The sequence below is a fragment of the Actinoplanes philippinensis genome, assembly GCF_900113015.1.
GTDB lineage: Bacteria > Actinomycetota > Actinomycetes > Mycobacteriales > Micromonosporaceae > Actinoplanes > Actinoplanes philippinensis.
The window spans coordinates 266,352-287,894 of sequence record NZ_FONV01000007.1; the positions used below are offsets into that span (position 1 = coordinate 266,352).

Sequence of the window (21,543 nt, forward strand, 5' to 3'; positions counted from 1 at the left end):
GGACCTGCCGGGAGCCGAGCCGCTCCACGGCCGGGCCGGGGGTGACCCGGTGAGCCGCCCGGTGGGACCCCACCCCGAGGATCTACGCCGAGGCGCCGACCAGCGGATCGAGGCCACCCTGCGAGCCCTCGGCATCGAGCCGGACGGCGTGGACCGGCTGCCGGTCGACGAGTCCCCAGCACTGCCGGATGCTCCCGGTTACCACCGGGTTCGCCGCGGGGTCACGATCCGCACGCCACCGGCCGGCGTCGACGTCTTCGCCGTGACGACGAACCTCTGGCGGCAGGGCCTCTGCCAGATCTCCGAGGATCAGACCCCACAAGGCCGCCTCCTGATCGGCCATGACCCGGCCGGCTATGAAATGACCCTCACGTCCGGCGACCGGATCAGCCTTGTCGTGGCGTCACCTCCGCTGCCCCGGAAAAACGATCACAGCCTGGTGATCGGCATCGTCGTCGGCACGGTCCTGGGTCCGGCCGCATCCTGCATGTCGTTCATCGCGGCTTTGAGCGGCGCCATCCAGGACGGGACCAACCGGGACGGCGTCCTGCTGGCCTGGGCCTGGGTGCCGGTGCTCCTGGTCCTCGGCGGCGCACTGCTGATCCCACCTTCGACGCGCCGCTTCGGCACCGGCCTGATGATCGGCACAGCCGCCGCCGGCATCATCACCTCCGGCTTCTGCACCGCCCTGATGACAGGCGCCTGACGCGCCCACCCGGGCGGTCTCTCAGAGCTGCCCGAACCCGCCGGGCACGGGTACCGACGACCAGCCGATGACCCACGGCAGTCGGGCACCAGGAGGCCGCCGGCACAGCAGCAACGCCCGGCCGGGCTTCGGGTCAGGCGGCGAGGGCGAGGATCTCGGTGAGGACCTGGGCCCAGACGGCGCGGGGCGGGGGCTCGTGGCCCACCCCGTCGAGCCAGACCAGGCGGGCTCCGGGGATGCAGCGGGCCAGCGCCTGCGGGTGGCCGGGAGCGATCTGCCGGTCGAGGGTGCCGTGCAGGACGACCGTGGGGGTGTCGATGCCGCCCAGCAGGTCGCGGACCGGGGGGCCGTAGCCGGCGAGGCGGTGGTTGAGGCGCGTGGCGGCCAGGTCGGCGGAGCGGTCGAAGACGCGTTCGGCGAGGCGGCGCAGGTGCGGCTCCTCGGGGGTGAACGGGCCGCCGCGGGCGCGGACCTCGTCGACCATGCGGGCCACCGCGGACCTGCGGTTCGACCAGTCGGTCTCGTCGGTGGCGGGCGGCGCTTCCACCGTACGCACACCGGCCGTGACCGTGCCCGCGGAGACGGCGACCGGGCCGCCGAGGGTGAGTGGCGCGTCGCCGGGGGCCTCGCCGTCGACGCTCGTCGACATGAGGGTGAGGCTGAGCACCCGGGACGGATGGTGGACGGCGATGCGCTGGGCGAGGGCGCCGCCGAGCGAGAAACCGACCAGGTGGGCCGCCGGCACGCGGAGCGCGTCGAGCACGCCGACGGCGTCGCACATCAGGTCGGCGCCGGAGTAGGCCAGCGCGCCCGCCGGGTAGGAGGTGGACCGGCCGGTGTCCCGGTGGTCGTAGCGGATGACGAACCGCCGGCCGGCCGCGAGGCGCCGGCAGAACTCGTCGTCCCACCAGTCCATCGAGCTGGCGTCCGCGGCCAGGAGCAGCAGCGGAGGGTCGATGGGCTCGCCGAAGGTCTCCACGCACATGTGGATGCCGTTGACCGGCATCATCGTCTCGTGCACCACGCGTTCATTGTGGCGAGGCTCACTGACAGCGAGGTTACGCCGACATCACATCGGATGACCGGGCCGCTGAGAGGACCCGGTCATCCGTTCGACCCGTTACCGGGTTTGTGATACCGCGGTGGCGGCGGCCCGTGCCTGGCCGCGCACCACCCGCAGGGACACCGCGGTCAGGCCGAGCGCGATGACGAACAGGGTGAGGTGCAGGTAGGGGTCGACGATCGGCACGAACCCGATGATCGCGACCGGGATCTGGACGACCCCGATGAGGGCGGCGAGTTGCCATCGGCGGCCGCCGCTCCACAGCAGCGCCGTCCACACCGGCGCGGAGGCGACCAGCAGGGTGAGCCCGTCCAGCAGCGTGTGCAGGGCCGGGTTGTGGACCGCGTTGTGGGCGAAGGCGCTCGCCGGCGAGGCGATCCAGAGACCGGCGAGGGCGAGGGCGAGAACGACAGCGACACGACGCATGGGTTCCTCCAGCGTGATCAGACCGTTGCTCGGAGTAATCACGGTAACACCGCCATCGTGAGTCAGGTCGATTCACTCACTCCGTGAGAGTTGTTACGCAGCGTTGTCATTGAGCCAGATGATCTCGGCCGTTCGGCTAGATGACCACCGTGAGTGATCATGACTAACCTGCCCCAGTGCGTTTGATCGAGATTGCCATGACCAGTGCGATTACCATGAGTATTGGCGGTGTTTCTTACGTTGCGTTGAACCCGGCGCAGTACAAGTCCCGGGCGCAGACCGTCGCCGACCAGGCGACCTGCCGGACGGTGGACACCGCGATCATGGGTTACCTGATGAACACCGGGACGACGCCGACCTCCGTCCGGCAACTGAAGGACTACGTGCGCGGGGACATCTCGAAGTACCGCATCGTCAACGGCATGGCCGCCGGGCCGGGATGCCCCCAGACATAGAAGAAGTTCACCGCGATGCAACACGGCGAACCCTGACGTAAACAAAACGTCCCGAGAATCCGCGGAACCACTTCCCCATGGAAGGTTCCGTCATGAGCCAAGCGGTCGGGAACAAGCACCCGGTCGACCAGATGCTGCCGGTCGGCCGTCTGGCGGTCCTGGGTCTCCAGCACGTCCTCGTCATGTACGCCGGTTGCGTCGCCGTCCCGCTGATCGTCGGCGGCGCGCTCAAGCTCGACGCGAGCACCATCGCCATCCTGGTCAACGCCGACCTGTTCGTGGCCGGCGTCATCACGATCATCCAGAGCCTCGGGATCGGGCGGATCCTCGGCGTGCGCCTGCCGGTCGTCGCCGGGGCCACCTTCGCCGCCCTCAACCCGATGATCCTGATCGGCGCCAAGTACGGCCTTCCCGCAGTCTACGGGGCGTTCCTCGCCGCCGGCGTCTTCGGCCTGCTCGTCGCCAAACCGTTCGCGAAGATCATCCACCTGTTCCCGCCGCTGGTGACCGGCACGGTGATCACGGTGATCGGCCTGTCCCTGATCGACGCCGGAGCGGGGCTGATCGCCGGCAACGACGAGGCGGCCCCCGGCTACGGAGCCCTCGACAAGCTGGCCCTGGCCGCCGCGATCATCCTGCTGATCGTGCTGGTCAACCGGTTCGCGCGCGGGTTCGTCGCCTCCCTGTCGGTGCTGATCGGCCTGGTCTTCGGGGTCATCGTGGCCGCGTTCATGGGCCTGGTCGACTTCTCCGCCGTCGGCGAGGCGAGCTGGTTCGGGCTGGCCCGGCCGTTCTATTTCGGCCCGCCCGAGTTCCAGGCCGCCGCGATCGTCTCGATGTGCACGGTCATGCTGATCATCTACGTCGAGTCGACCGCCGACATGCTCGCCGTCGGTGAGGCCGTCGGACGCCGCCCGTCCGAGAACGACATCGCCCGCGGTCTCGCCGCCGACGGACTCTCCGGCGTCCTGGCCGGCGTCTTCAACTCGTTCCTCGACACCGCGTTCGCCCAGAACGTCGGCCTGGTCCAGGTCACCCGGGTGCGCAGCCGTTTCGTCGTCACCGCGGCCGGCGTCATCCTGGTGCTGCTCGGCCTCGTCCCCAAACTCGGCGAGATCATCGCCGCGGTGCCCGGCCCGGTCATCGGTGCGGCCGCCCTGGTCATGTTCGCGACGGTCACCGCGGTCGGCATCCGCAGCCTGCGCCGCGTCGACTTCGACGGCACGAACAACCTGCTGATCATCGCCGTCTCGATCGGCGTCGGCATGATCCCGGTGGTGGCGCCCGCCTTCTACACCCGGATGCCCGACGAACTCGAGATCATCTTCGGCAGTTCGATCACCACGACGGTGATCGTGGTCTTCGTCCTCAACCTGCTCTTCAACGGCTGGTCCCGCCCCACTCCGGCCGACTCCGCCGCAACCCCCGCCGACACCGCCTCGCCCGGCGCTTCCCCGGGCGCGACCGATTCCGCCGATCCGGAAGCAGCCGCGGAGCCGGCGGCCGGGACGGCCGCTTCACCCGAGAAACCCTGAAGATCACACCCCCGCGACGGTACGGTCCACGCGTCCCGGGTCCGGACATGAGGCGCACACCCCGATCGGATTCCTCATGCCGGGAACCGTGCGTCCACCGGCCGGCTCTCAGCCCTGTCCCGGCCCACCCGCACCCGCACCCGCACCCGCACCCGCACCCGCACCCGCACCCGCACCCGCCCCCGCCCCGAAAGCCTGCCCGACCGCCTGTTCCGGGTTGTCCACCCAGCTGATGCCCGGCACCGGCGCACCGTCCGCGGTCACGATCCGCCGGCCGCCCAGCGCGACCACCGGAACACCGCCCCGCCGCATCGCCGGCGCGATCTCGCTGAGCGTGCCCCACGACCCGCCGACACTGATCACCGCGTCGGCGGACTGGACGACAACCGCGTTCCGCCCCTGCCCGAGGTTCGTCACGACGGTCACCGTGAGATCCGCCGAGGCCGGTTCGCTGCCGTCGCCGGGCCGGATCCCGACCACGATCCCGCCCCTGGACCGCGCCCCGGCCGCGACCGCCGCCATGACGCCGCCGCCACCGCCGCAGAGCACCACGGCTCCCCGCCCGGCGAGCAGCTCCCCCACCCGCCGCGCGGTCGCCGCTTCCTCGCCGGTGCATGCCGCCGGCCCGCAGACCGCCACCTGAAATGCCACCTCCCCAGCAGATCACCTCGGCGGCCCGCACCCTCGTCGAGGGCGCCCGATCCCGCCGATACTAAACTTGTTGCATAGGTGCTTTGTTGTCTATGCTGCGGCCTGTCCGGTGGCAGCGAGGAGGCGGACGACATGGCCGGTGGGTTTCCGACGTTGCTCAGTCCGCTCGACCTCGGGCACACGACGCTGCGCAACCGCGTCGTCATGGGGTCGATGCACACCAAGCTCGAGGACCGCCGACGTGACCTGCCGAAACTGGCGGCGTTCTTCGCCGAGCGGGCCCGCGGCGGGACAGCGCTGATCGTCACCGGCGGTTACGCGCCGACATGGCGAGGCTGGCTGCTCCCCTTCGGCAGCCAGATGACGACCACCCGGCAGGCGACCGCGCACCGGGTGGTCACCGACGCGGTGCACGAGCACGACGGCAAGATCCTGTTGCAGGTGCTGCACGCGGGGCGGTATGCGTACCACCCGTTCAGCGCGGGGGCGTCCGGGCGGAAGTCGCCGATCACACCGTTCAAGCCGCGGGCCCTGAGCACCCGTGACGTGGACCGGACGGCGACGGCGTTCGCGCGGGCGGCGGCGCTGGCGCGGCGGGCCGGATACGACGGCGTGGAGATCATGGGCTCCGAGGGCTACCTGATCAACCAGTTCCTGGCGGCGCGCACGAACACCCGTACCGATGCCTGGGGTGGCAGTGCCGCGAAGCGGATGCGGTTCCCCCTGGAGATCGTGAAGCGGACCCGGGACCTGGTCGGCGACGACTTCATCGTGCAGTACCGGATCAGCCTGCTGGACCTCGTCGACGACGCCCAGTCCTGGGAGGAGACCGTCGAGCTGGCGCGTGGCCTGCAGGACCGCGGCGTGTCGATCCTGAACACCGGCATCGGCTGGCACGAGGCGCGGGTGCCGACGATCGTCACGTCGGTGCCGCCGGCCGCGTTCGCGTGGGTGACCGGCAAGCTGCGCCGCGAGGTGGACGTGCCGGTGATCGCGTCGAACCGGATCAACCGTCCGGAGATCGCCGAGGAGATCCTGGCCGCCGGGGACGCCGACCTGGTGTCGATGGCGCGCCCGCTGCTGGCCGACGCCGAGTTCGTCGCCAAGGCGGCGAGCGGCCGGGAGCGCGAGATCATCACGTGCATCGCGTGCAACCAGGCCTGCCTCGACCACACGTTCAGCAACAAGCGCGCGACGTGCATGCTCAACCCCCGGGCGGCGTACGAGACCGAGCTGGTGCTGCTCCCCACCCGTACCCGGAAGAGGATCGCGGTCGTCGGGGCGGGCCCGGCCGGCCTGGCGGCGGCCGTGGAGCTCGCCGGCCGCGGTCATCGGGTCGACCTGTTCGAGGCCGCCGACCGGATCGGCGGGCAGTTCACGCTCGCCGCGCGGATTCCCGGCAAGGAGGACTTCGCGCACACGCTGGCCTACTACCGGCACATGATCGGGACACGCGGGATCACGCTGCACCTCGGTACGAGGGCGACGGTGGACGATCTGACCGATTTCGACAGCGTGATCGTGGCGACCGGGATGATTCCGCGGATCCCGCCGATCCCCGGGATCGATCATCCGAGCGTGGTCACCTACCAGCAGGTCATCGGTTCTTCTGCCGAGGTCGGCAGCCGGGTCGCGGTGATCGGTGCGGGCGGGATCGGCTTCGACGTGGCCGAGTTCCTGCTGCACGAGCCGGGCGAGAGCGCCGAGCACTGGATGCGGCGGTGGGGTGTGGCCGATCCGGATCAGCAGCGGGGCGGCCTGTCGACGAAGGTGAAGGCCCCGCCGCGCCGCGAGGTGCACCTGCTCCAGCGCAAGGCGAGCGCGCTCGGCAAGGGCCTCGGCAAGACCACCGGCTGGGTGCACCGGGCGACCCTGCAGGACTCCGGCGTGACCATGCTGGGCGGGGTGGAGTACGTCCGGGTCGACGACGAGGGCCTGCACATCACCGTGCCGGTGAACCCGAAGGACCCGAAGTCGCCGCGGGAGGCGCGGGTCCTGGCGGTCGGCACCGTGGTCGTCTGCGCCGGCCAGGAGCCGGTGAACGACCTGGTCGTGCCGCTGACCGCGCGGGGTGTGGACGTGCACGTGATCGGCGGCGCCGACGTGGCCGCCGAACTCGACGCGAAACGAGCGATCAAACAGGCGACCGAGCTCGCCGCCCGGCTGTGAGGAACGACATGACTCTGGTGACCACCCGGATCGACGGCGGGATCGCACACGTGCGCCTGGCCCGGCCGGAGAAGCTGAACGCGCTCACCCTCGACACCCTGACCGAGCTGGTCGCCACCGCGCGGCGGCTGCGCCGGGACCGTACGCTGCGCGCCGTGGTGATCGCCGGGGACGGCCCGTCCTTCTGCTCCGGCCTGGACATCGCCGGCACGATGCGGCAGCCGCGCCGGATCGCCGCCGCGTTCGTGCCGGCGCCGTGGCGGGGCACCAACCTCTTCCAGGAGGCGTGCTGGGCGTGGCGGCGGGTGCCGGTCCCGGTGATCGCCGCGGTGCACGGGCACTGCTACGGCGGTGGCCTGCAGATCGCGCTGGCCGCCGACTTCCGGTTCGCCACCGCCGGCTCGAAGTGGTCCGTCCTCGAGGGCAAGTGGGGCATCATCCCGGACATGACCGGTGTCCGCAGCCTCATCGAGGTGGTCGGCCTGGACGTGGCGAAACGGCTCACCATGACCGCCGAGCAGATCGACGGCGCCGAAGCCGCCCGGCTCGGCCTGGTCTCCGAGCTGCACGACGACCCGGTCGAGGCGGCGACCGCTTTCGCCCAGCGGCTCGCGACCCGCTCCCCGGACGCGGTGGCCGCCGCGAAGAGGCTCTTCGACGGCGCTGTCACGTCCAGCGCCCGCCGCACCTTCGGCCGGGAACGGCGCGAACAGCTGCGGCTGCTGCTCCTGCGCCGCAACACGAAGATCCTGCAGAAGGCGGCCATGACGAAGGCGGTGCCCGAGTTCCGGCCGCGCGGCTCGTAACCTTCGTACCGTGTCGTTACGCAACGCCGTGCTGGCCGCCCTGATCAACCGGGAGGCCTCCGGGTACGAGCTGGCCAAGCAGTTCCACGTGTCGGTCGCCAACTTCTGGACCGCCACGTCGCAGCAGCTCTACCGCGAGCTGGACAAGATGGAGACGGACGGGCTGCTGTCGGCCCGCGTGGTGGCCCAGGAGAGACGGCCGGACAAGCGGCTCTTCTCGCTCACCGAGGCGGGCCGGGCGGCCCTGACCGACTTCACCAGGCAGGACCCGAGGCCCACGACGGTACGCGACGAGCTGCTCGTGCAGATCGAGGCGCTGGCACACGCCGACGTGGCCAGCGTCCGGTCGTCGATCGAGTCCCGCATCGCGTCGAGCGGCCGTCGGCTGGAGTCGTACGAGCAGCGCCTCGCCGAGATCCTGAACGGCCGCACCGAGGAGGAGTTCCTGGCCACCGGCAACCGGATCGGCCCCTACCTGACGTTGCAGCGGGGCATCATCTTCGAGCGCGAGAACCTGACGTGGGGCCGCCTGGCCCTCACCGTGCTGTCCCGCCGGTTCCCCACCTCCGGCTGAGACCAGGGCACTAGACCAGGGCGTGCTCGCGGCGCGGGGCGGACCAGCGGCTGCGGGCCGCCGAGCGGATCCGCGACGCCTGGTGCAGCCACGCGATGTCCCGGCCGAACGACCAGGTCAGCGACGCCAGCGCGACGGCCAGCGAGAGCACCGCCAGCCACGTCGGCAGCACACCGCCGGCGACGACCGCGAGCATCACACCCTGCTGGGCGGCGACCACCTTGCGGCCGAAACGCGGCGGCAGCGGGGCGGTCAGCCAGGGAAGCGCCCACGACGCGGCGACGAACACGTAGCGGAACGCGCCGATCGCGACCGCCCACCAGCCGTACTGGGCGCCCGCGTAGATGCTGAGCACCAGGATCAGGAACGCGTCGACCTCCATGTCGAAACGCGCGCCGAGCGCCGTGCTGGTGCCGGTCCGGCGGGCCACCTGGCCGTCCACGCCGTCCATGGCCAGGGCGACAGCGGCGACGGTGACCAGCAGCGCGGCCGGCGCGCCGGGGGTGAACACCATCGCGGTCACCCCGCCGGTGAGGATCGCGCGGCCGAACGTGACCGCGTTCGCCCAGCCGAGCCGGGTCATCCCGGCGCGCGGCAACGCGTAGCCGAGCAGACCGCACAGGACGACTCCGTACGCCGTCCCGGCCAGCCAGCCCCAGGCGCTCAGCCCGGCCGACCCGGCCAGCGCGGCGAGCAGGAGGAGCTGGGCGGCGAACCCGGCCAGCGGAGCCCGGGACGGACTCGTCGTGGTCGTGGCGGTACTGAAGGTCACCGGTCCTCCTGGGCATAGGGTTTAGCCGCTGTCCCCGATCAACACGCTCTCCGGGGACTTTCGGTTCACCGAGGGAAGGGAACACTTTGACGGCGCGTGCTTTCTGGATGACTTGCCCGGGAACCGGGGAGATACGCGCCGAGGACGTGCCGGATCCCGGGCCGGGTGAGGTGAGGGTGCGCACTCTGCACACCGGGGTGAGCCGCGGCACCGAGACGCTGGTGTTCCAGGGCCGCGTCCCGGAGAGCCAGTGGTCGGCGATGCGCGCCCCCTTCCAGGATGGCGATTTCCCGGCCCCGGTGAAGTACGGCTACCTGAACGTGGGCGTCGTCGAGGCGGGCGCCGACGAGCTGATCGGCAAGGTCGTCTTCTGTCTCTACCCGCACCAGACCCGCTACGTGGTGCCGGCCGACGCGGTCACCGTGATCCCGGACGGGGTGCCGGCGGCCCGCGCGGTGCTGGCCGGCACGGTGGAGACGGCGGTGAACGCGGTGTGGGACGCGGCGCCGCAGATCGGCGACCGGATCACGGTCATCGGCGGCGGCATGGTCGGCGCGTCGGTCGCCGCGGTGCTGGCCGGGCTGCCGGCGACGGATGTGGAGCTGGTCGACGTCGACGCGAGCCGGGAGGATCTCGCCGCGTCACTGAACATCAGTTTCGCGCAGCCGGACGCGGCGCGCGGTGACCGCGACCTGATCATCCACGCCAGCGCGACCGAGGCGGGTCTCGGGAGAGGCCTCGAACTGCTGCGCGCCGAGGGCACGCTCGTCGAGCTGAGCTGGTTCGGTGACCGGCGGATCGCCGTGCCCCTCGGGGAGAACTTCCACAGCCGCCGCCTCACGATCCGCAGCAGCCAGGTCGGCGGGATCGCCCCGGCCCGCCACCGGGGTTACGCCGCACGCCTTCAGGTGGCCCTCGACCTGCTCCAGGACCCGAGGTTCGACGCGCTGATCACCGGTCACAGCGACTTCGACGACCTCCCGCAGGTGCTGCCGCGACTCGCCGACGGCACGCTGAAGGCGCTCTGCCACGTCATCGATCACCCGATTTGATCTTTCCGGATCGGGTACCCGTATCACCGCACCGAACCACACCTGAGGAGTAGCCCTTGTTCAGCGTCACCGTCCGCGACCACATCATGATCGCGCACAGCTTCAGCGGCGAGGTCTTCGGACCGGCGCAGCGCCTGCACGGCGCCACCTTCGTGGTGGATGCGACGTTCCGCCGCCCCGAGCTGGACGACGACAACATCGTGGTCGACATCGGCCGGGCGAGCGAGCAGCTGCACACCATCTGCTCCGGGCTCTCCTACCGCAACCTCGACGACGACCCGGAGTTCACCGGCGTCAACACGTCCACCGAGTTCCTGGCCAAGGTGATCGCCGACCGCCTCGCCGTCCGCGCCCAGGCCGGCGAGCTCGGCCCCGGCGCCACCGGCCTGACCGGCCTCTCCGTGACCCTCCACGAATCACACATCGCCTGGGCCACCTACGAGCGAGACCTGTGACCCTCCCGCTTCACGCGGTGCTGCCGGCGTCGATCGACGACCCGGCAGCACCCAGCGGAGGCAACCGCTACGACCGCGAGGTCCTCCGGCACCTCCGGACCCGCTCTCCGGGCCTCCCCCCGCAAGAGGTCTCCGGTGGTCCCTCTTCCGGAAACCCCGCGGAGGTACGGCCACTCCTCCCCGCCGCGCGCAAGAGGCAGGAACCCGCCCCGGAACACGGCGACGGCACCGTGCCCACCCCCGAGGACGGTGTCCTGCCTCGCTCGACGCCCGCCGTTGCCGCGCGGACGTCGGCCGTGCCCCCCGCGACGGTGGCGCTGCCGGCCTTCGAGGTGCGTGAGCATCTGGTCGAGGGCGCCTGGCCGCGGCCCTCGGAGGCGGATCGGCGCGCGCTGGCCGGGCTGCTCTGCGGCCTCCCCGACGGCTCGTTGACGCTGCTCGACGGCCTGATCGCCTGCGGTGTGCCGGACCTGCTCGCACCGCACGCCACCCGCCTGCGCCTGGCCGTTCTGGTGCACCTTCCGCTCGGTGACGAGACCGGCCTCACCGACGAGGACGCCGCCGAGCTGCGCGCCCTGGAGTCGCGAACCCTGCGCCTGGCCGCCGCGGTGATCGCGACGAGTGTCCCGGCCGCCCGCCGCGTCGAGCAGTTGCACGGGCTCACCGGTGTGCACGCGATCGCCCCCGGCGTGGCCCGGGCCCCGCTCGCCGAACCCTCCCGCACCGGCCACCGCCTGCTCAACGTGGCGTCGCTGACCCCGCGCAAGGGCCAGGATCTCCTGCTGACGGCCCTGCAGCAGCTGCCCGAGCTGTCCTGGACGTGCACCGTGGCGGGTGCCGGCCGGGTGCCCACGCTCGGCGTCGCGCCACCCGTGGCCCTGACGCTGGACATGGCCGGCCCGCCGGCTCCCACCTGGGTGACCCGCGCGATTGCGGGATCGGGCGAACACACCGTTCGTTTCGTCGGCGCGCTGAACGGAACGGAACTCGACGCGGCGTACGCGGAGGCCGATCTGTTCGTGTTGCCGTCGCGGGCCGAGACGTACGGCATGGTGGTGACCGAGGCCCTGGCCCGCGGCCTGCCGGTGGTGGCCGCGGACGTCGGCGGGGTGCCGGAGGCGCTCGGTCTCGCGCCCGGCGGCGGCATCCCCGGCAGGCTGATCCCGCCGGACGACCGGGACGCGCTGGCCGGGGCGCTGCGGGACTGGCTCACCGACGGTGAGCTGCGGGACCGGTGGAGGGCACACGCCCGTGCCCGCCGCGACACGCTGACCGGCTGGGACGAGACCGCCCGCCGCCTGGCGCGGGTGCTCACCGGCCTCTGACCCGGCGACGACACGGTGCGGACAGGAGAAGGACCGGGAGGACGGCATCGGGGACGGCCGACGGGGAGCCGGCGGCCGAAGGACGCGGGCGGTGCCATCGGCCGAAGGACGCGGGCGGTGCCATCGGCCGAAGGACGCGGGCGGTGCCATCGGCCGAAGGACGCGGGCGGTGCCATCGGCCGGAGGACGCGGGCCGACCGGTGGCTGAAGGACGACGGCAGGAAGGACCCGGAGGACGGCGGCGGACAGGCGCACGGGCCGGACCGGGTGAACGGGCACGCTGAAGGACAGCACGATGCCGGTGAGGACGATGATGCCGAGGAGGCACGGATGACCGAGGTGCACGGCAAGATCGAATCCGGGACGCCGCTGGTGACCGGGGAGGGACGGCTGGGTGGGCCGCTGGCCGGGGCCGGGCCGGCCGGTGACGGCGGGCGCCGCGAGGCGGGTGGCGCCGAAGGGGCGACGATCAGCGACGGAAGCGGCGAGTTCAGCGCCGCCTGGCTGTCGCTGCGGGAGCCGGCCGACGCCGCCGCGCGGGCGCTCGACCTGCTGGACCTGCTGCCCGGCACGGTTCGGACGGTGCGTGACCTGGGCTGCGGCACCGGCTCGCTGGGCCGCTGGCTGTCACCGCGCCTGGGCCCGGGCCAGCACTGGATCATGACCGACCGCGATCCGGCGCTGCTGTCGCGGGCCGCCTCCGGCATGCCGGAGGGGGTGACGGTCAGCACACAGCGGCTGGACGTCGCCGATCTCACGCCGGCCGACCTGGCGGGCGCCGACCTGGTCACCTGTTCGGCGCTGCTGGACCTGCTCACCACCGAGGAGGTGGAACGCCTGGCCGGGGTGTGCGCCGAGGCCCGGGTGCCGGCGCTGTTCACCCTGTCGGTGACCGGCGAGGTGCAGTTGGCCCCGCACGACCCGCTGGACGGCGAGTTCGAGGCGGCGTTCAACGCCCACCAGCGGCGGGTGGTCGACGGGCGGCGACTGCTCGGCCCGGACGCACCGGAGGCCGCCGCGGAGGCGTTCACGAAGGCGGGAGCGACCGTCACGGTCCGCCCGAGCCCGTGGCGGCTGGGCCCGGCGATGCCCGCGCTGACCGCCGAATGGCTGCGCGGCTGGGTCGGCGCGGCCGCCGAGGAACGCCCTGACCTGCCCGCCGGCGACTATCTGGAACGCCGTCTGGCAGCACTTCCGGATGCTTCCGTGGGGCACAGGGATGTTTTGGCGATCTTCGAGTGAACCCTGGGCCGCCGGCCGGGCGTACTAGTCCTCGGAAGCTACGAGGGGACGATGGACGTGAACCGATCGATCTGGGCCTGGCTGCGCCTGATGGGTGGCGCCGGCATTCTGGCTCTGGTGATGTGGCGGCTCGGGACCGGCGCGTTCCTGGACGGGCTGCGGGTTCTCGACGCGGGCGCGCTGCTGGCGGCGCTGGGCATCGGCGCCGCCACCACGCTGCTCAGCGCGTGGCGGTGGTGCCTGGTGGCCCGCGGCCTCGGGATGCGGCTGACGCTGAAGGACGCGACCGCCGACTACTACCAGGCGCTGTTCCTGAACGCGGCGCTGCCGGGCGGGATCCTCGGCGACGTCGGCCGGGCGGTGCGGCACGGCAAGGGCGAGGGCGACCTGGGCCGCGGGGTCCGGGCGGTGGTGCTGGAGCGTACGGCGGGACAGGTCGTGCTGCTCCTGGTGGGTGTGGCGGTGCTGGTCTCCGTACCCTCGCCGGTCGTTGATCTCCTGGCCGCGCACGGGCCGCTGGTGGCCGCTGTCGCCGGTGGGGCCGCGATGGCCGCCGTTCTGATCGTTCTCGGTCTGCGCCGGCTGCGGGCCGGGCGGTCGAAAGCGGCCGGCGCGGCCCGGACCGGGATGAGCGAGATCCGCGCGGGTCTGCTGTCGCGCCGCAACGGGCCGGGTGTGCTGGTGGCGTCGGCGGCGGTGCTGGCCGGTCACCTGGCGACGTTCATGGTGGCGGCCCGGGCCGCGGGCAGCGCCGCCTCGCTGGTGGAGCTGGCGCCGCTGCTGCTGCTCGCGCTGATCGCGATGGGCCTGCCGGTGAACATCGGCGGCTGGGGCCCCCGCGAAGGGGTGATGGCCTGGGCGTTCGGCGCGGCCGGCCTGAGCGCGTCGCAGGGTCTGACGATCGCGGTGGCCTACGGCATCCTGGCCTTCGTGGCGGCCGCTCCGGGCGCGGCGGTGCTGGTGGCGCGGCTGCTGGCGCAGCGCGTCGAGAAGGCCGCGCCGCAGCCGCAGCCGGTGCAGAAGCCGGCCCCGGCGATGGCGGCGGCCCCGGTGGTCGTGCCGCTTCCGGTCACCCGCACGATCCCCGCGATGGTACGAGTGGGCGCACGGCAGCCCGCCTACTCCGGTGGTGTCACGGTTTGACCGCAGGATCACGAGCAACCGGGCCGGCTCTCCTCGCAGGGCCGGCCCGCGGCTCACTCGCGCCCGAAACGCTCGGACAGCGCGTAGCGCAGCAGCACCACGTCGCCGATCTGGCGGACCTCGGCGAGCCGCGCCCGGTTGCCGGGCCCCCACGGGAACACGCCGTCGTGGACGAACCGCGGCGCCCGCGAATCGCCGACGAAGAACGGCGCCACCACCAGCTGCAGCTCGTCGGCGAGCCCGGCGGTCAGGAACTGGGTGTGCATGTGCCCGCCGCCCTCGACCATGAGCCGGCGCACGCCACGCCCGGCCAGGTCGGCGGCGACCACCCGCACGTCCACCGGGTCGCCGCCGGCGATGACGGTGGCGTGCTCGCCGAGCAGCTTGCGCGCGTCGTCCACGGTCGACGTCGCACAGTAGACCAGTTTGTCGGCCTCGCCCGTGGTGAAGAACGACGCCTCCGGGTCGAGGTCACAACTGCCGGTCACGGTGACCTTCACCGGGTCGGGCGCCTGCCCGCGGGCGACCCGCTCGGCGCGCCGGGCCGCGGAGCGCACCAGCAGCCGCGGATTGTCCTGACGGATCGTCCCGGCGCCGACCAGGATCGCGTCGCACCCGGCGCGCTCCGCGTCGACCCGGTCGAAGTCGGCGTCGTTGGAGAGGAGCAACCGCTCATCCCCCGCATCGTCGAGATAACCGTCGATGGACATGCCACAACTCAGCAAGGTGTAAGGACGCTCAGCCACCGATGACGCCTCCAGGTATCGGCCCTCACCATAATCCCCGCGTGCGGAAGCCGAAGTCTGGGCAGAGGATCAAGCGGTGCGCCGAGTTCGGCGGGAACCACACGAGGAGGACCGATGTTCGAAGCCACGACCGTTACCAAGGCCAGCATCCGGCGGCAGGTGACTGTGCCGCTGCGGTTCCCCGACGGATACGCCACCACCGCCCGGGTGATGACCTTCGACGGGCTGGCCGACGGCAAGGAGCATCTCGCGCTCGGCCTCGGTGACTGGCAACGGGCCCTGACCAAGTCCGCGGCCGGCGGGCGGGCCCCGCTGGTCCGGCCGCACAGCGAGTGCCTGACCGGCGACGTGTTCGGCAGCCAGCGCTGCGACTGCGGGCCGCAGCTGCGCGAGGCGGTGGAGCGGATCGCCGAGCAGGGCGGTTTCCTGCTCTACCTGCGCCAGGAGGGCCGGGGCATCGGCCTGTACGCGAAACTCGACGCCTACGCCCTGCAGGACGACGGCCTCGACACCTACGAGGCGAACGTGGCGCTCGGCCGGGGCGAGGACGAGCGTGACTACACGGCGGCCGCGCAGATGCTGCTGGGCCTGGGCGCGACCCGGATCCGGCTGCTCTCCAACAACCCGGACAAGGCCGGCCAGCTCGCCGACCTGGGCATCGACGTGACCCAGCGGATCCCGACCGGCGTGCACCTGTCGGCGGCCAACGTCCGTTACCTGTCGGTGAAGGCGTCGCACACGGCTCACACCATCGATCTGCCCCTGGCCGAGTGACGTTCGGCGCGTTCGGCCCGCCGGTCCGGCACGATGGGCAGGATGACGGGGTGGGACAGTGCGGAGCCGGACGACCGGGCGGCGATGATCGCCGCGGTCGACCAGCTGCCGTTCATCGTCATCGTGTCCGAGGGGCCGGACCTGGTGGTCGTCGGCGGCAACGCGGCGACACGGGCGGTCCTGCCCGGGCGTGAGCTCGTCGGCCGGACCGTCCGCGAAGTCCTCAGTGACCTGTCCGGGCAGCAGTTCCTGGACGCGTTCCACCAGGTGTACCGCACCGGGGAGTCGATCAGCGGCCGGCAGTGGCGGGTCCATCTGGACCAGCCGGACGGTTCGGTCGGGGAGATGTTCGCGACGTTCGCGCTGGTCCCGTGGCGGCACCCGGACGGGACGGTGCGCGGCGTGATCGGGGCCGCGTTCGACGTCACCGAGCTGGCGCTGGAGCGGCGGGCCGCCGAGGCCGAGGCGGACCGGCAGCGCCGCCGCTACGAGCAGACCCGCGATGTGATCGACGCGCTCCAGCGGGAGCTGCTGCCGGCCGGCCTGCCGGTGCTGCCCGGGCTGCAGGTGGCGGCGGCGTATCTGCTGGCCGACGCCGGCACCCGGGCCGGCGGCGACTGGTACGACGCCGTGACCACCCCGGACGGACGGATCGCGCTGGTCACCGGCGACGTGGTCGGCCACGGGGTGACCGCGTCCGGGGTGATGGGGCAACTGCGGGCGGTCCTGCAGGAACGGCTCGACGCCGGGGCGAGCGTCACCGAGGCGCTCACCGCGGCCGACCGGCTGGCCGGGCGGGTGCGTGCGGCGTACGCGGCGACGGTCGCCCTGGCGGTGCTGGACACGGGCAGCGGGGAGCTGGCGTACTGCACGGCCGGGCACCCGTCGCCGCTGGTCATCCCGGTGGACGGGCCGGCCCGCCACCTCGACGGCACCGGGGGCGCCCCGCTCGGCACCGGCGGCTCCTTCCCGGTCCGCCACGACCGGCTCGGTCCCGGCGAGACGCTGCTGCTCTACACCGACGGGGTGCTCGAACGGCCCGGCGCCGCCGCCGACCCGGACGCCGAGTTCGCCCGGGTGGCCACCGACGCCGCGGCCGGACGGGCCCTGCACGATCCGTCGGCGACCGGGGCGGAACGGGTCTGCACACAGACGCTGGAACTGCTGGTCCGCTCGGGTGGGCACGCCGACGACATCACCCTGCTGGCGGCTCAGCGCATTCCGGTCGTACCCCCGCTGGCCCTTGATCTGCCGGCGCAGCCGGAGGTCCTGGCCGGGTCGCGGCGGGCGATCGGCGCCTGGCTGGACGCCGTGGGGGCCGCCGGCGAGGACGTCTTCGTGCTCCAGCACGCGCTCGGTGAGCTGGTCACCAACGCGATCGAGCACGGCGGCGGCGACACGGTCGGGATCCGGGCCCGGCTGCTGGCGTCCGGGCTGGTCGAGGCGACGGTCACGGACAGCGGCGGGTGGCGGGCGCCGGAACGCCGGGCGACCCGCGGGCGTGGTCTCGCGCTCACCGCCCAGCTGGTGCAGAGCCTGCGGGTCGAGCCGGGCGGGAACGGGACGGTCGCCATCGTGCGGCATCCGCTGCTGCGCCCGGCACGGCTGCTCTCCGCGCCGCCGGTCCCGCCGGCTTCGCCGGGCGGCGGCCTGACGATCACCGAGCTTCCCGGTGGGGACGAGGCCCGGGTCCGGATCGGTGGTCCGATGGATGCGGTCACCGCCTTCGAGGTACGGGCGGAGCTGTTGCGCCGCAGCCGCGGCGGCACCGTGCCGATGACCGTCGACCTGTCCGGCGTGACCTTCCTGGCCAGCGCCGGGGTGTCGGCGCTGCACGAGATCAGCGCACAGCACCTGGCCGAGAAGACGCCGCTGGCGCTCGTCGCCGCGCCCGGCTGCCCGGCCCGGCGGATCCTCGACCTCGTCGGCCTGTCTTCGGCAACGGCACTGTAGCTCCTCTCGCTCCGGTCCTTCCGCGGTCACTGGACTCTATTGCTTCCGGGCCCGGCGCGGCCTTCGTCATCCACAGGGCGGTAGTTCATCCACAGGGCGTACTCCGGTCGTCCGTTCGGCTCTCTAGACTTCGCGGGGTGACTGAGGCCCCTCCGATCCCCGTGTCCAGCGCCACCGACGCTCTCAACCGTGTGTTCGGCTACCCATCGTTCCGTGGGGAGCAGGCCGCCATCGTCCAGCACGTCATCGACGGCGGCGACGCGCTGGTGCTGATGCCGACCGGCGGCGGCAAATCGCTGTGCTACCAGATCCCGGCCCTGGTCCGTCCCGGCACCGGTGTGGTGATCTCGCCGCTGATCGCGCTCATGCAGGACCAGGTCGACGCGTTGCGCACGCTCGGGGTGCGGGCCGACTTCATCAACTCCTCGCAGGATCTCGACGAGCGGCGGCTGGTCGAGGCCGAGTTCGTGGCCGGTGAGCTCGACCTGCTCTACGTCGCGCCCGAGGGCCTCGGCACCGCCGCCGTTCAGCGGCTGCTCGACCGGGGCAAGATCTCGCTGTTCGCCATCGACGAGGCACACTGTGTGTCGCAGTGGGGGCACGACTTCCGGCCCGACTACCTGGCCCTGTCGATGCTGCACGAGCGCTGGCCCGACGTGCCTCGGATCGCGCTGACCGCCACCGCCACCCCGGCCACCCGTGACGAGATCGCCACCCGGCTGCGGCTGACCGAGGCCCGGCACTTCACCGCCAGCTTCGACCGGCCCAACATCCAGTACCGGATCGTCGGCAAGAACAATCCGGCCCGCCAGCTGCTCGACCTGCTGCGCACCGAGCACGCCGGCGACTCCGGGATCGTCTACTGCCTGTCCCGTGCGTCGGTGGAGAAACACGCGGAGTTCCTCTCGTCGAACGGGATTCCGGCTCTGCCGTACCACGCGGGCCTCGACGCCCGGACCCGCGCCGCCAACCAGGCCCGGTTCCTGCGCGAGGACGGCCTGGTCATGGTCGCGACGATCGCCTTCGGCATGGGGATCGACAAGCCCGACGTGCGGTTCGTGGCCCATCTGGACCTGCCGAAATCCCTCGAAGGGTATTACCAGGAGACCGGGCGTGCCGGGCGGGACGGGATGCCGTCGACCGCCTGGCTGGCGTACGGGTTGCAGGACGTGATGCAGCAACGGCGCATGATCGAGAGTTCGGAGGGCGATCTGGCGTACCGTCGCAACGCCGGCCGTCACCTCGACGCCATGCTGGCCCTCTGCGAGAGCGTCACCTGCCGGCGCGCGCAGATCCTGCAGTATTTCGGTCAGGACGCGCCGGCCACCTGCGGCAACTGCGACACGTGCCTGGCTCCGCCGGAGTCGTGGGACGGCACGGTTCCCGCGCAGAAACTGCTGTCCACGGTGTTCCGCCTGCACAAGGAGCGCAACCAGCGGTTCGGTGCCCAGCACTCGATCGACATCCTGCTCGGCAAACGTACCGACAAGATCAGCCGCTTCCGGCACGACGAGCTGTCGGTCTTCGGCATCGGCGCCGACCTCAGCGAGGTCGAGTGGCGCAACGTGGTCCGGCAGCTGCTGGCCGGCGACTTCCTCGCCGTCGAGCCCAGCCATCAGACGCTGGCCCTGACGGCCCGCAGCGGCGAGGTGCTGCGCGGCGAGCGGAAACTGCTGATGCGCCGGGAGGCGCCGCGCGGTTCCCGGAGCGGGACACGCTCCTCCGGTGCCCCGTCGGCCACCACCAAGGCGGCACCGGTCGATCTCTCGCCGGAGGGCACGGCGCTGTTCGAGCGGCTGCGCAACTGGCGTGCGGCCACCGCCAAGGAGCAGGCGGTCCCCGCCTACGTGATCTTCCACGATGCGACGTTGCGGGCCATCGCGGCCCTCGCGCCGACAACTCTGGCGCAGCTGGGCACGGTGAGCGGTGTCGGCCAGAGCAAGTTGACGAAATTCGGCGACGCGGTCCTGGCCACCGTCCGCGGCGACGATGTCATCGCCGCCGCTCCGACCGCGCCGGCCTCGGCGTCCGGGCCGCCGCCGGTGCCCGCGGCGGCGGCCGGGTTCTCGGCCGAGGAGCCGGGTTCCCTGTTCGCCGTGACCCCGGCCGCCGCGGCGGACCCGGCCCGTGCCGCATCCGCCGATCCGGCCGGACCCGCCGCCCCCACGTCCAGGCCGTCAGGATCCGCCGTGCCCTCCCCGGCGGCGTCCGTAACGGTGTCGCCCGCCCCGAGCGGGCCCTCTCCGCGGAGCGGATCCCCGCGCGGCGGCCGTCCGCGGACGGCGACGTCCGACGACACCGATCTGCCGCCCCTTCCGCCGGAGCCGGACGAGGATTACGACCCCTACTACGAGGGCTGATCGCACGCCGCGGGGCGACCGGCCCCTGTCACAGCTGGTCGCCCCGCGCCGGCCCACCGCCCGCACCGGACCCGTCTCCGAGAAAGATGCGGGCCGAAGACGGACGGCCTCAGATGCACCCTCCGCGGCCTGGCAGATCGGGGACCCTGGCGCCGTGGGGCACTCCGGCGTTGCGGGGACGTTCCGGCGTTGCGGATGCCTTCGCCGGCATTGCGGGACGCTCAGGCGTTGCGGATGGCTTCGCCGGCCAGTTCGATGCGGATCTTCTTGCCGACCAGGACACCACCGGACTCCAGGACGACGTTCCACAGCAGGCCGTAGTCCTCGCGGTCCAGTTCGGCGGTGGCGCTGAAGCCGAAGATGTCCCGGCCGTAAGGATCACGCCGTGCGCCGCCGAACTCCATGTGCATGTCGATCGGCCTGGTCACGGCCTTGACCGTCAGGTGGCCGTGGATCACGAAGCGACCGGAGGGACGGGTGGCCGCGGGCGGCAGGTCGGCGAGGGTACCGCGGCGGCCCAGCGGGTTGTTGCGGAGCCGCGCCCAGTTGAAGATCGGGTCGTTCTCCGTCTCCCAGGCGATGCCGGTGCTGCGGTACTCGATCGTCGGATAACGCGCGACGTCGAGAAAGTCCGGGCTGGACAGATGCGTGTCCCGTTCCGGGTTGTGGGTGTTGATGCTGTCGGTACGGATGGAAGCGCTCACCGAGGAGCGCAGCGGATCAGTGGCCACGACGATCGTCGCGGCGCCTTGTGCGAATTCCCCCCGGATCGGACTGACCATCATGTGCTGCGCCACGAATCCGATTCGTTTGTGCGCCTCGTCCAGGGTGTAGACCCCTGGTTCCGGAATGACCAGGCCGTTCCAGTCGCGGACCGGCCGTTCGACCGTCACGTAGCTCTCCCCCTCGTCAGCACCGCTGCCGCGCGGCGGCAGGGCGAGCCCCTTGACTCGTCCGGTGCTGAATTCGCGAGGATTCTATGCACCGCTTTATTCAGACAGTTAACCCCCCGATTGCGTTACGTGGTGACCGCCACAGTTGATCCACATGCCTCAGATCGACCGATCCACTACAAACGGTGCGTGTCACGACATGCCAAAACGCGATCAGGCCAACAATTCCGGGCGTTTTCGCGCCATTGGCGGAGCGTGTCGGAAGTACGACACGGAGCGTGAGTATCGCCACGATGGACACGGAGCGTGAGGTGACCGGCGTGCTCCGGCACCACCCCGGCCCGGCCTGACGACATCGAGGGCGGCAGCACCGACCGATCGAGCGTCCCCCGCCGGGATGACATCCGGCCGGCCGCCCCGTCGCGCCGTATTCCCTGACCACC

At 72.1% G+C, this 21,543-nt stretch carries 19 protein-coding genes and 1 pseudogene; 14 read left to right on the top strand and 6 right to left on the bottom strand.

Annotated features, from left to right (window positions below; translation table 11 throughout):
* Window positions 1-49 precede the first annotated feature (49 nt).
* Complete coding sequence (locus BM290_RS19960; protein ID WP_093616205.1) at window positions 50-706, top strand: hypothetical protein; 657 nt, start codon at window positions 50-52, stop codon at window positions 704-706.
* Window positions 707-839: 133 nt separating this feature from the next.
* Here the strand turns inward: BM290_RS19960 and BM290_RS19965 are convergent, their stop codons facing one another.
* Window positions 840-1,730, bottom strand: coding sequence for an alpha/beta hydrolase (locus tag BM290_RS19965; protein WP_239143608.1), 891 nt, complete (start codon window positions 1,728-1,730; stop codon window positions 840-842).
* Between the two features lie 96 nt (window positions 1,731-1,826).
* Window positions 1,827-2,195, bottom strand: coding sequence for a hypothetical protein (locus BM290_RS19970; RefSeq protein ID WP_093616687.1), 369 nt, complete (start codon window positions 2,193-2,195; stop codon window positions 1,827-1,829).
* Between the two features lie 176 nt (window positions 2,196-2,371).
* Here BM290_RS19970 and BM290_RS19975 point away from each other — a divergent pair, with 176 nt between their 5' ends.
* Window positions 2,372-2,650, top strand: coding sequence for a hypothetical protein (locus BM290_RS19975; RefSeq protein WP_093616207.1), 279 nt, complete (start codon window positions 2,372-2,374; stop codon window positions 2,648-2,650).
* A 92-nt stretch (window positions 2,651-2,742) separates the two neighbouring features.
* Entirely contained in the window at window positions 2,743-4,185 is a 1,443-nt protein-coding gene (locus BM290_RS19980) for a nucleobase:cation symporter-2 family protein (protein ID WP_093616689.1), read from the top strand.
* Between the two features lie 108 nt (window positions 4,186-4,293).
* Here the strand turns inward: BM290_RS19980 and BM290_RS19985 are convergent, their stop codons facing one another.
* A complete protein-coding gene (locus tag BM290_RS19985) occupies window positions 4,294-4,836 on the bottom strand; it encodes an SLOG cluster 4 domain-containing protein (RefSeq protein ID WP_177319805.1) in 543 nt (180 codons plus the stop codon).
* A 132-nt stretch (window positions 4,837-4,968) separates the two neighbouring features.
* Between BM290_RS19985 and BM290_RS19990 the strand changes: the two genes are divergently transcribed.
* From BM290_RS19990 to BM290_RS20000, 3 genes are read left to right on the top strand one after another with little or no spacing between them, the layout of a single operon-like run.
* The gene (locus BM290_RS19990) at window positions 4,969-7,005 is read left to right on the top strand and encodes an NADPH-dependent 2,4-dienoyl-CoA reductase (RefSeq protein WP_093616209.1); all 2,037 of its coding nucleotides are present in this window, start codon (window positions 4,969-4,971) and stop codon (window positions 7,003-7,005) included.
* An 8-nt stretch (window positions 7,006-7,013) separates the two neighbouring features.
* The gene (locus tag BM290_RS19995) at window positions 7,014-7,811 is read left to right on the top strand and encodes a crotonase/enoyl-CoA hydratase family protein (RefSeq protein WP_093616211.1); all 798 of its coding nucleotides are present in this window, start codon (window positions 7,014-7,016) and stop codon (window positions 7,809-7,811) included.
* Between the two features lie 10 nt (window positions 7,812-7,821).
* Window positions 7,822-8,385 carry a PadR family transcriptional regulator gene (locus BM290_RS20000; protein ID WP_093616213.1) on the top strand — a complete coding sequence of 188 codons (564 nt, stop codon included), beginning with the start codon at window positions 7,822-7,824 and terminating at the stop codon, window positions 8,383-8,385.
* Between the two features lie 10 nt (window positions 8,386-8,395).
* On the opposite strand, the gene BM290_RS20005 is transcribed toward BM290_RS20000, so the two are convergent.
* Window positions 8,396-9,157, bottom strand: coding sequence for a CDP-alcohol phosphatidyltransferase family protein (locus BM290_RS20005; protein WP_093616215.1), 762 nt, complete (start codon window positions 9,155-9,157; stop codon window positions 8,396-8,398).
* Window positions 9,158-9,264: 107 nt separating this feature from the next.
* Between BM290_RS20005 and BM290_RS20010 the strand changes: the two genes are divergently transcribed.
* The 5 genes from BM290_RS20010 to BM290_RS20030 all read left to right on the top strand — a co-directional run bounded on the left by BM290_RS20010 (window position 9,265) and on the right by BM290_RS20030 (window position 14,374).
* The gene (locus BM290_RS20010) at window positions 9,265-10,209 is read left to right on the top strand and encodes a zinc-dependent alcohol dehydrogenase (RefSeq protein ID WP_093616217.1); all 945 of its coding nucleotides are present in this window, start codon (window positions 9,265-9,267) and stop codon (window positions 10,207-10,209) included.
* A gap of 56 nt (window positions 10,210-10,265) precedes the next feature.
* Window positions 10,266-10,664, top strand: coding sequence for a 6-pyruvoyl trahydropterin synthase family protein (locus BM290_RS20015; RefSeq protein WP_093616219.1), 399 nt, complete (start codon window positions 10,266-10,268; stop codon window positions 10,662-10,664).
* A 296-nt stretch (window positions 10,665-10,960) separates the two neighbouring features.
* On the top strand, window positions 10,961-11,989 hold the full coding sequence (locus tag BM290_RS20020; protein WP_239143609.1) for a glycosyltransferase family 4 protein: 1,029 nt from the start codon (window positions 10,961-10,963) through the stop codon (window positions 11,987-11,989).
* 330 nt (window positions 11,990-12,319) lie between these two features.
* Window positions 12,320-13,231, top strand: a complete 912-nt coding sequence (locus BM290_RS20025; RefSeq protein WP_093616693.1) for a class I SAM-dependent methyltransferase — start codon at window positions 12,320-12,322, stop codon at window positions 13,229-13,231.
* 51 nt (window positions 13,232-13,282) lie between these two features.
* Window positions 13,283-14,374, top strand: a complete 1,092-nt coding sequence (locus BM290_RS20030) for a lysylphosphatidylglycerol synthase transmembrane domain-containing protein (RefSeq protein WP_093616221.1) — start codon at window positions 13,283-13,285, stop codon at window positions 14,372-14,374.
* Window positions 14,375-14,427: 53 nt separating this feature from the next.
* On the opposite strand, the gene BM290_RS20035 is transcribed toward BM290_RS20030, so the two are convergent.
* Complete coding sequence (locus tag BM290_RS20035; RefSeq protein ID WP_093616224.1) at window positions 14,428-15,120, bottom strand: RibD family protein; 693 nt, start codon at window positions 15,118-15,120, stop codon at window positions 14,428-14,430.
* Between the two features lie 114 nt (window positions 15,121-15,234).
* On the opposite strand from BM290_RS20035, the gene BM290_RS20040 reads away from it, so the two are divergent.
* From BM290_RS20040 to recQ, 3 genes and pseudogenes are all read left to right on the top strand, one after another.
* Window positions 15,235-15,894, top strand: a complete 660-nt coding sequence (locus BM290_RS20040; protein ID WP_093616226.1) for a GTP cyclohydrolase II — start codon at window positions 15,235-15,237, stop codon at window positions 15,892-15,894.
* A gap of 42 nt (window positions 15,895-15,936) precedes the next feature.
* On the top strand, window positions 15,937-17,847 hold the full coding sequence (locus BM290_RS20045) for a SpoIIE family protein phosphatase (RefSeq protein WP_093616228.1): 1,911 nt from the start codon (window positions 15,937-15,939) through the stop codon (window positions 17,845-17,847).
* Between the two features lie 137 nt (window positions 17,848-17,984).
* Window positions 17,985-19,826, top strand: a pseudogene (gene recQ / locus BM290_RS20050) (DNA helicase RecQ); the annotation flags it as partial.
* A gap of 602 nt (window positions 19,827-20,428) precedes the next feature.
* Here the strand turns inward: recQ and BM290_RS20055 are convergent.
* Entirely contained in the window at window positions 20,429-21,100 is a 672-nt protein-coding gene (locus tag BM290_RS20055; protein ID WP_239143610.1) for a YceI family protein, read from the bottom strand.
* Window positions 21,101-21,543: the final 443 nt, after the last annotated feature.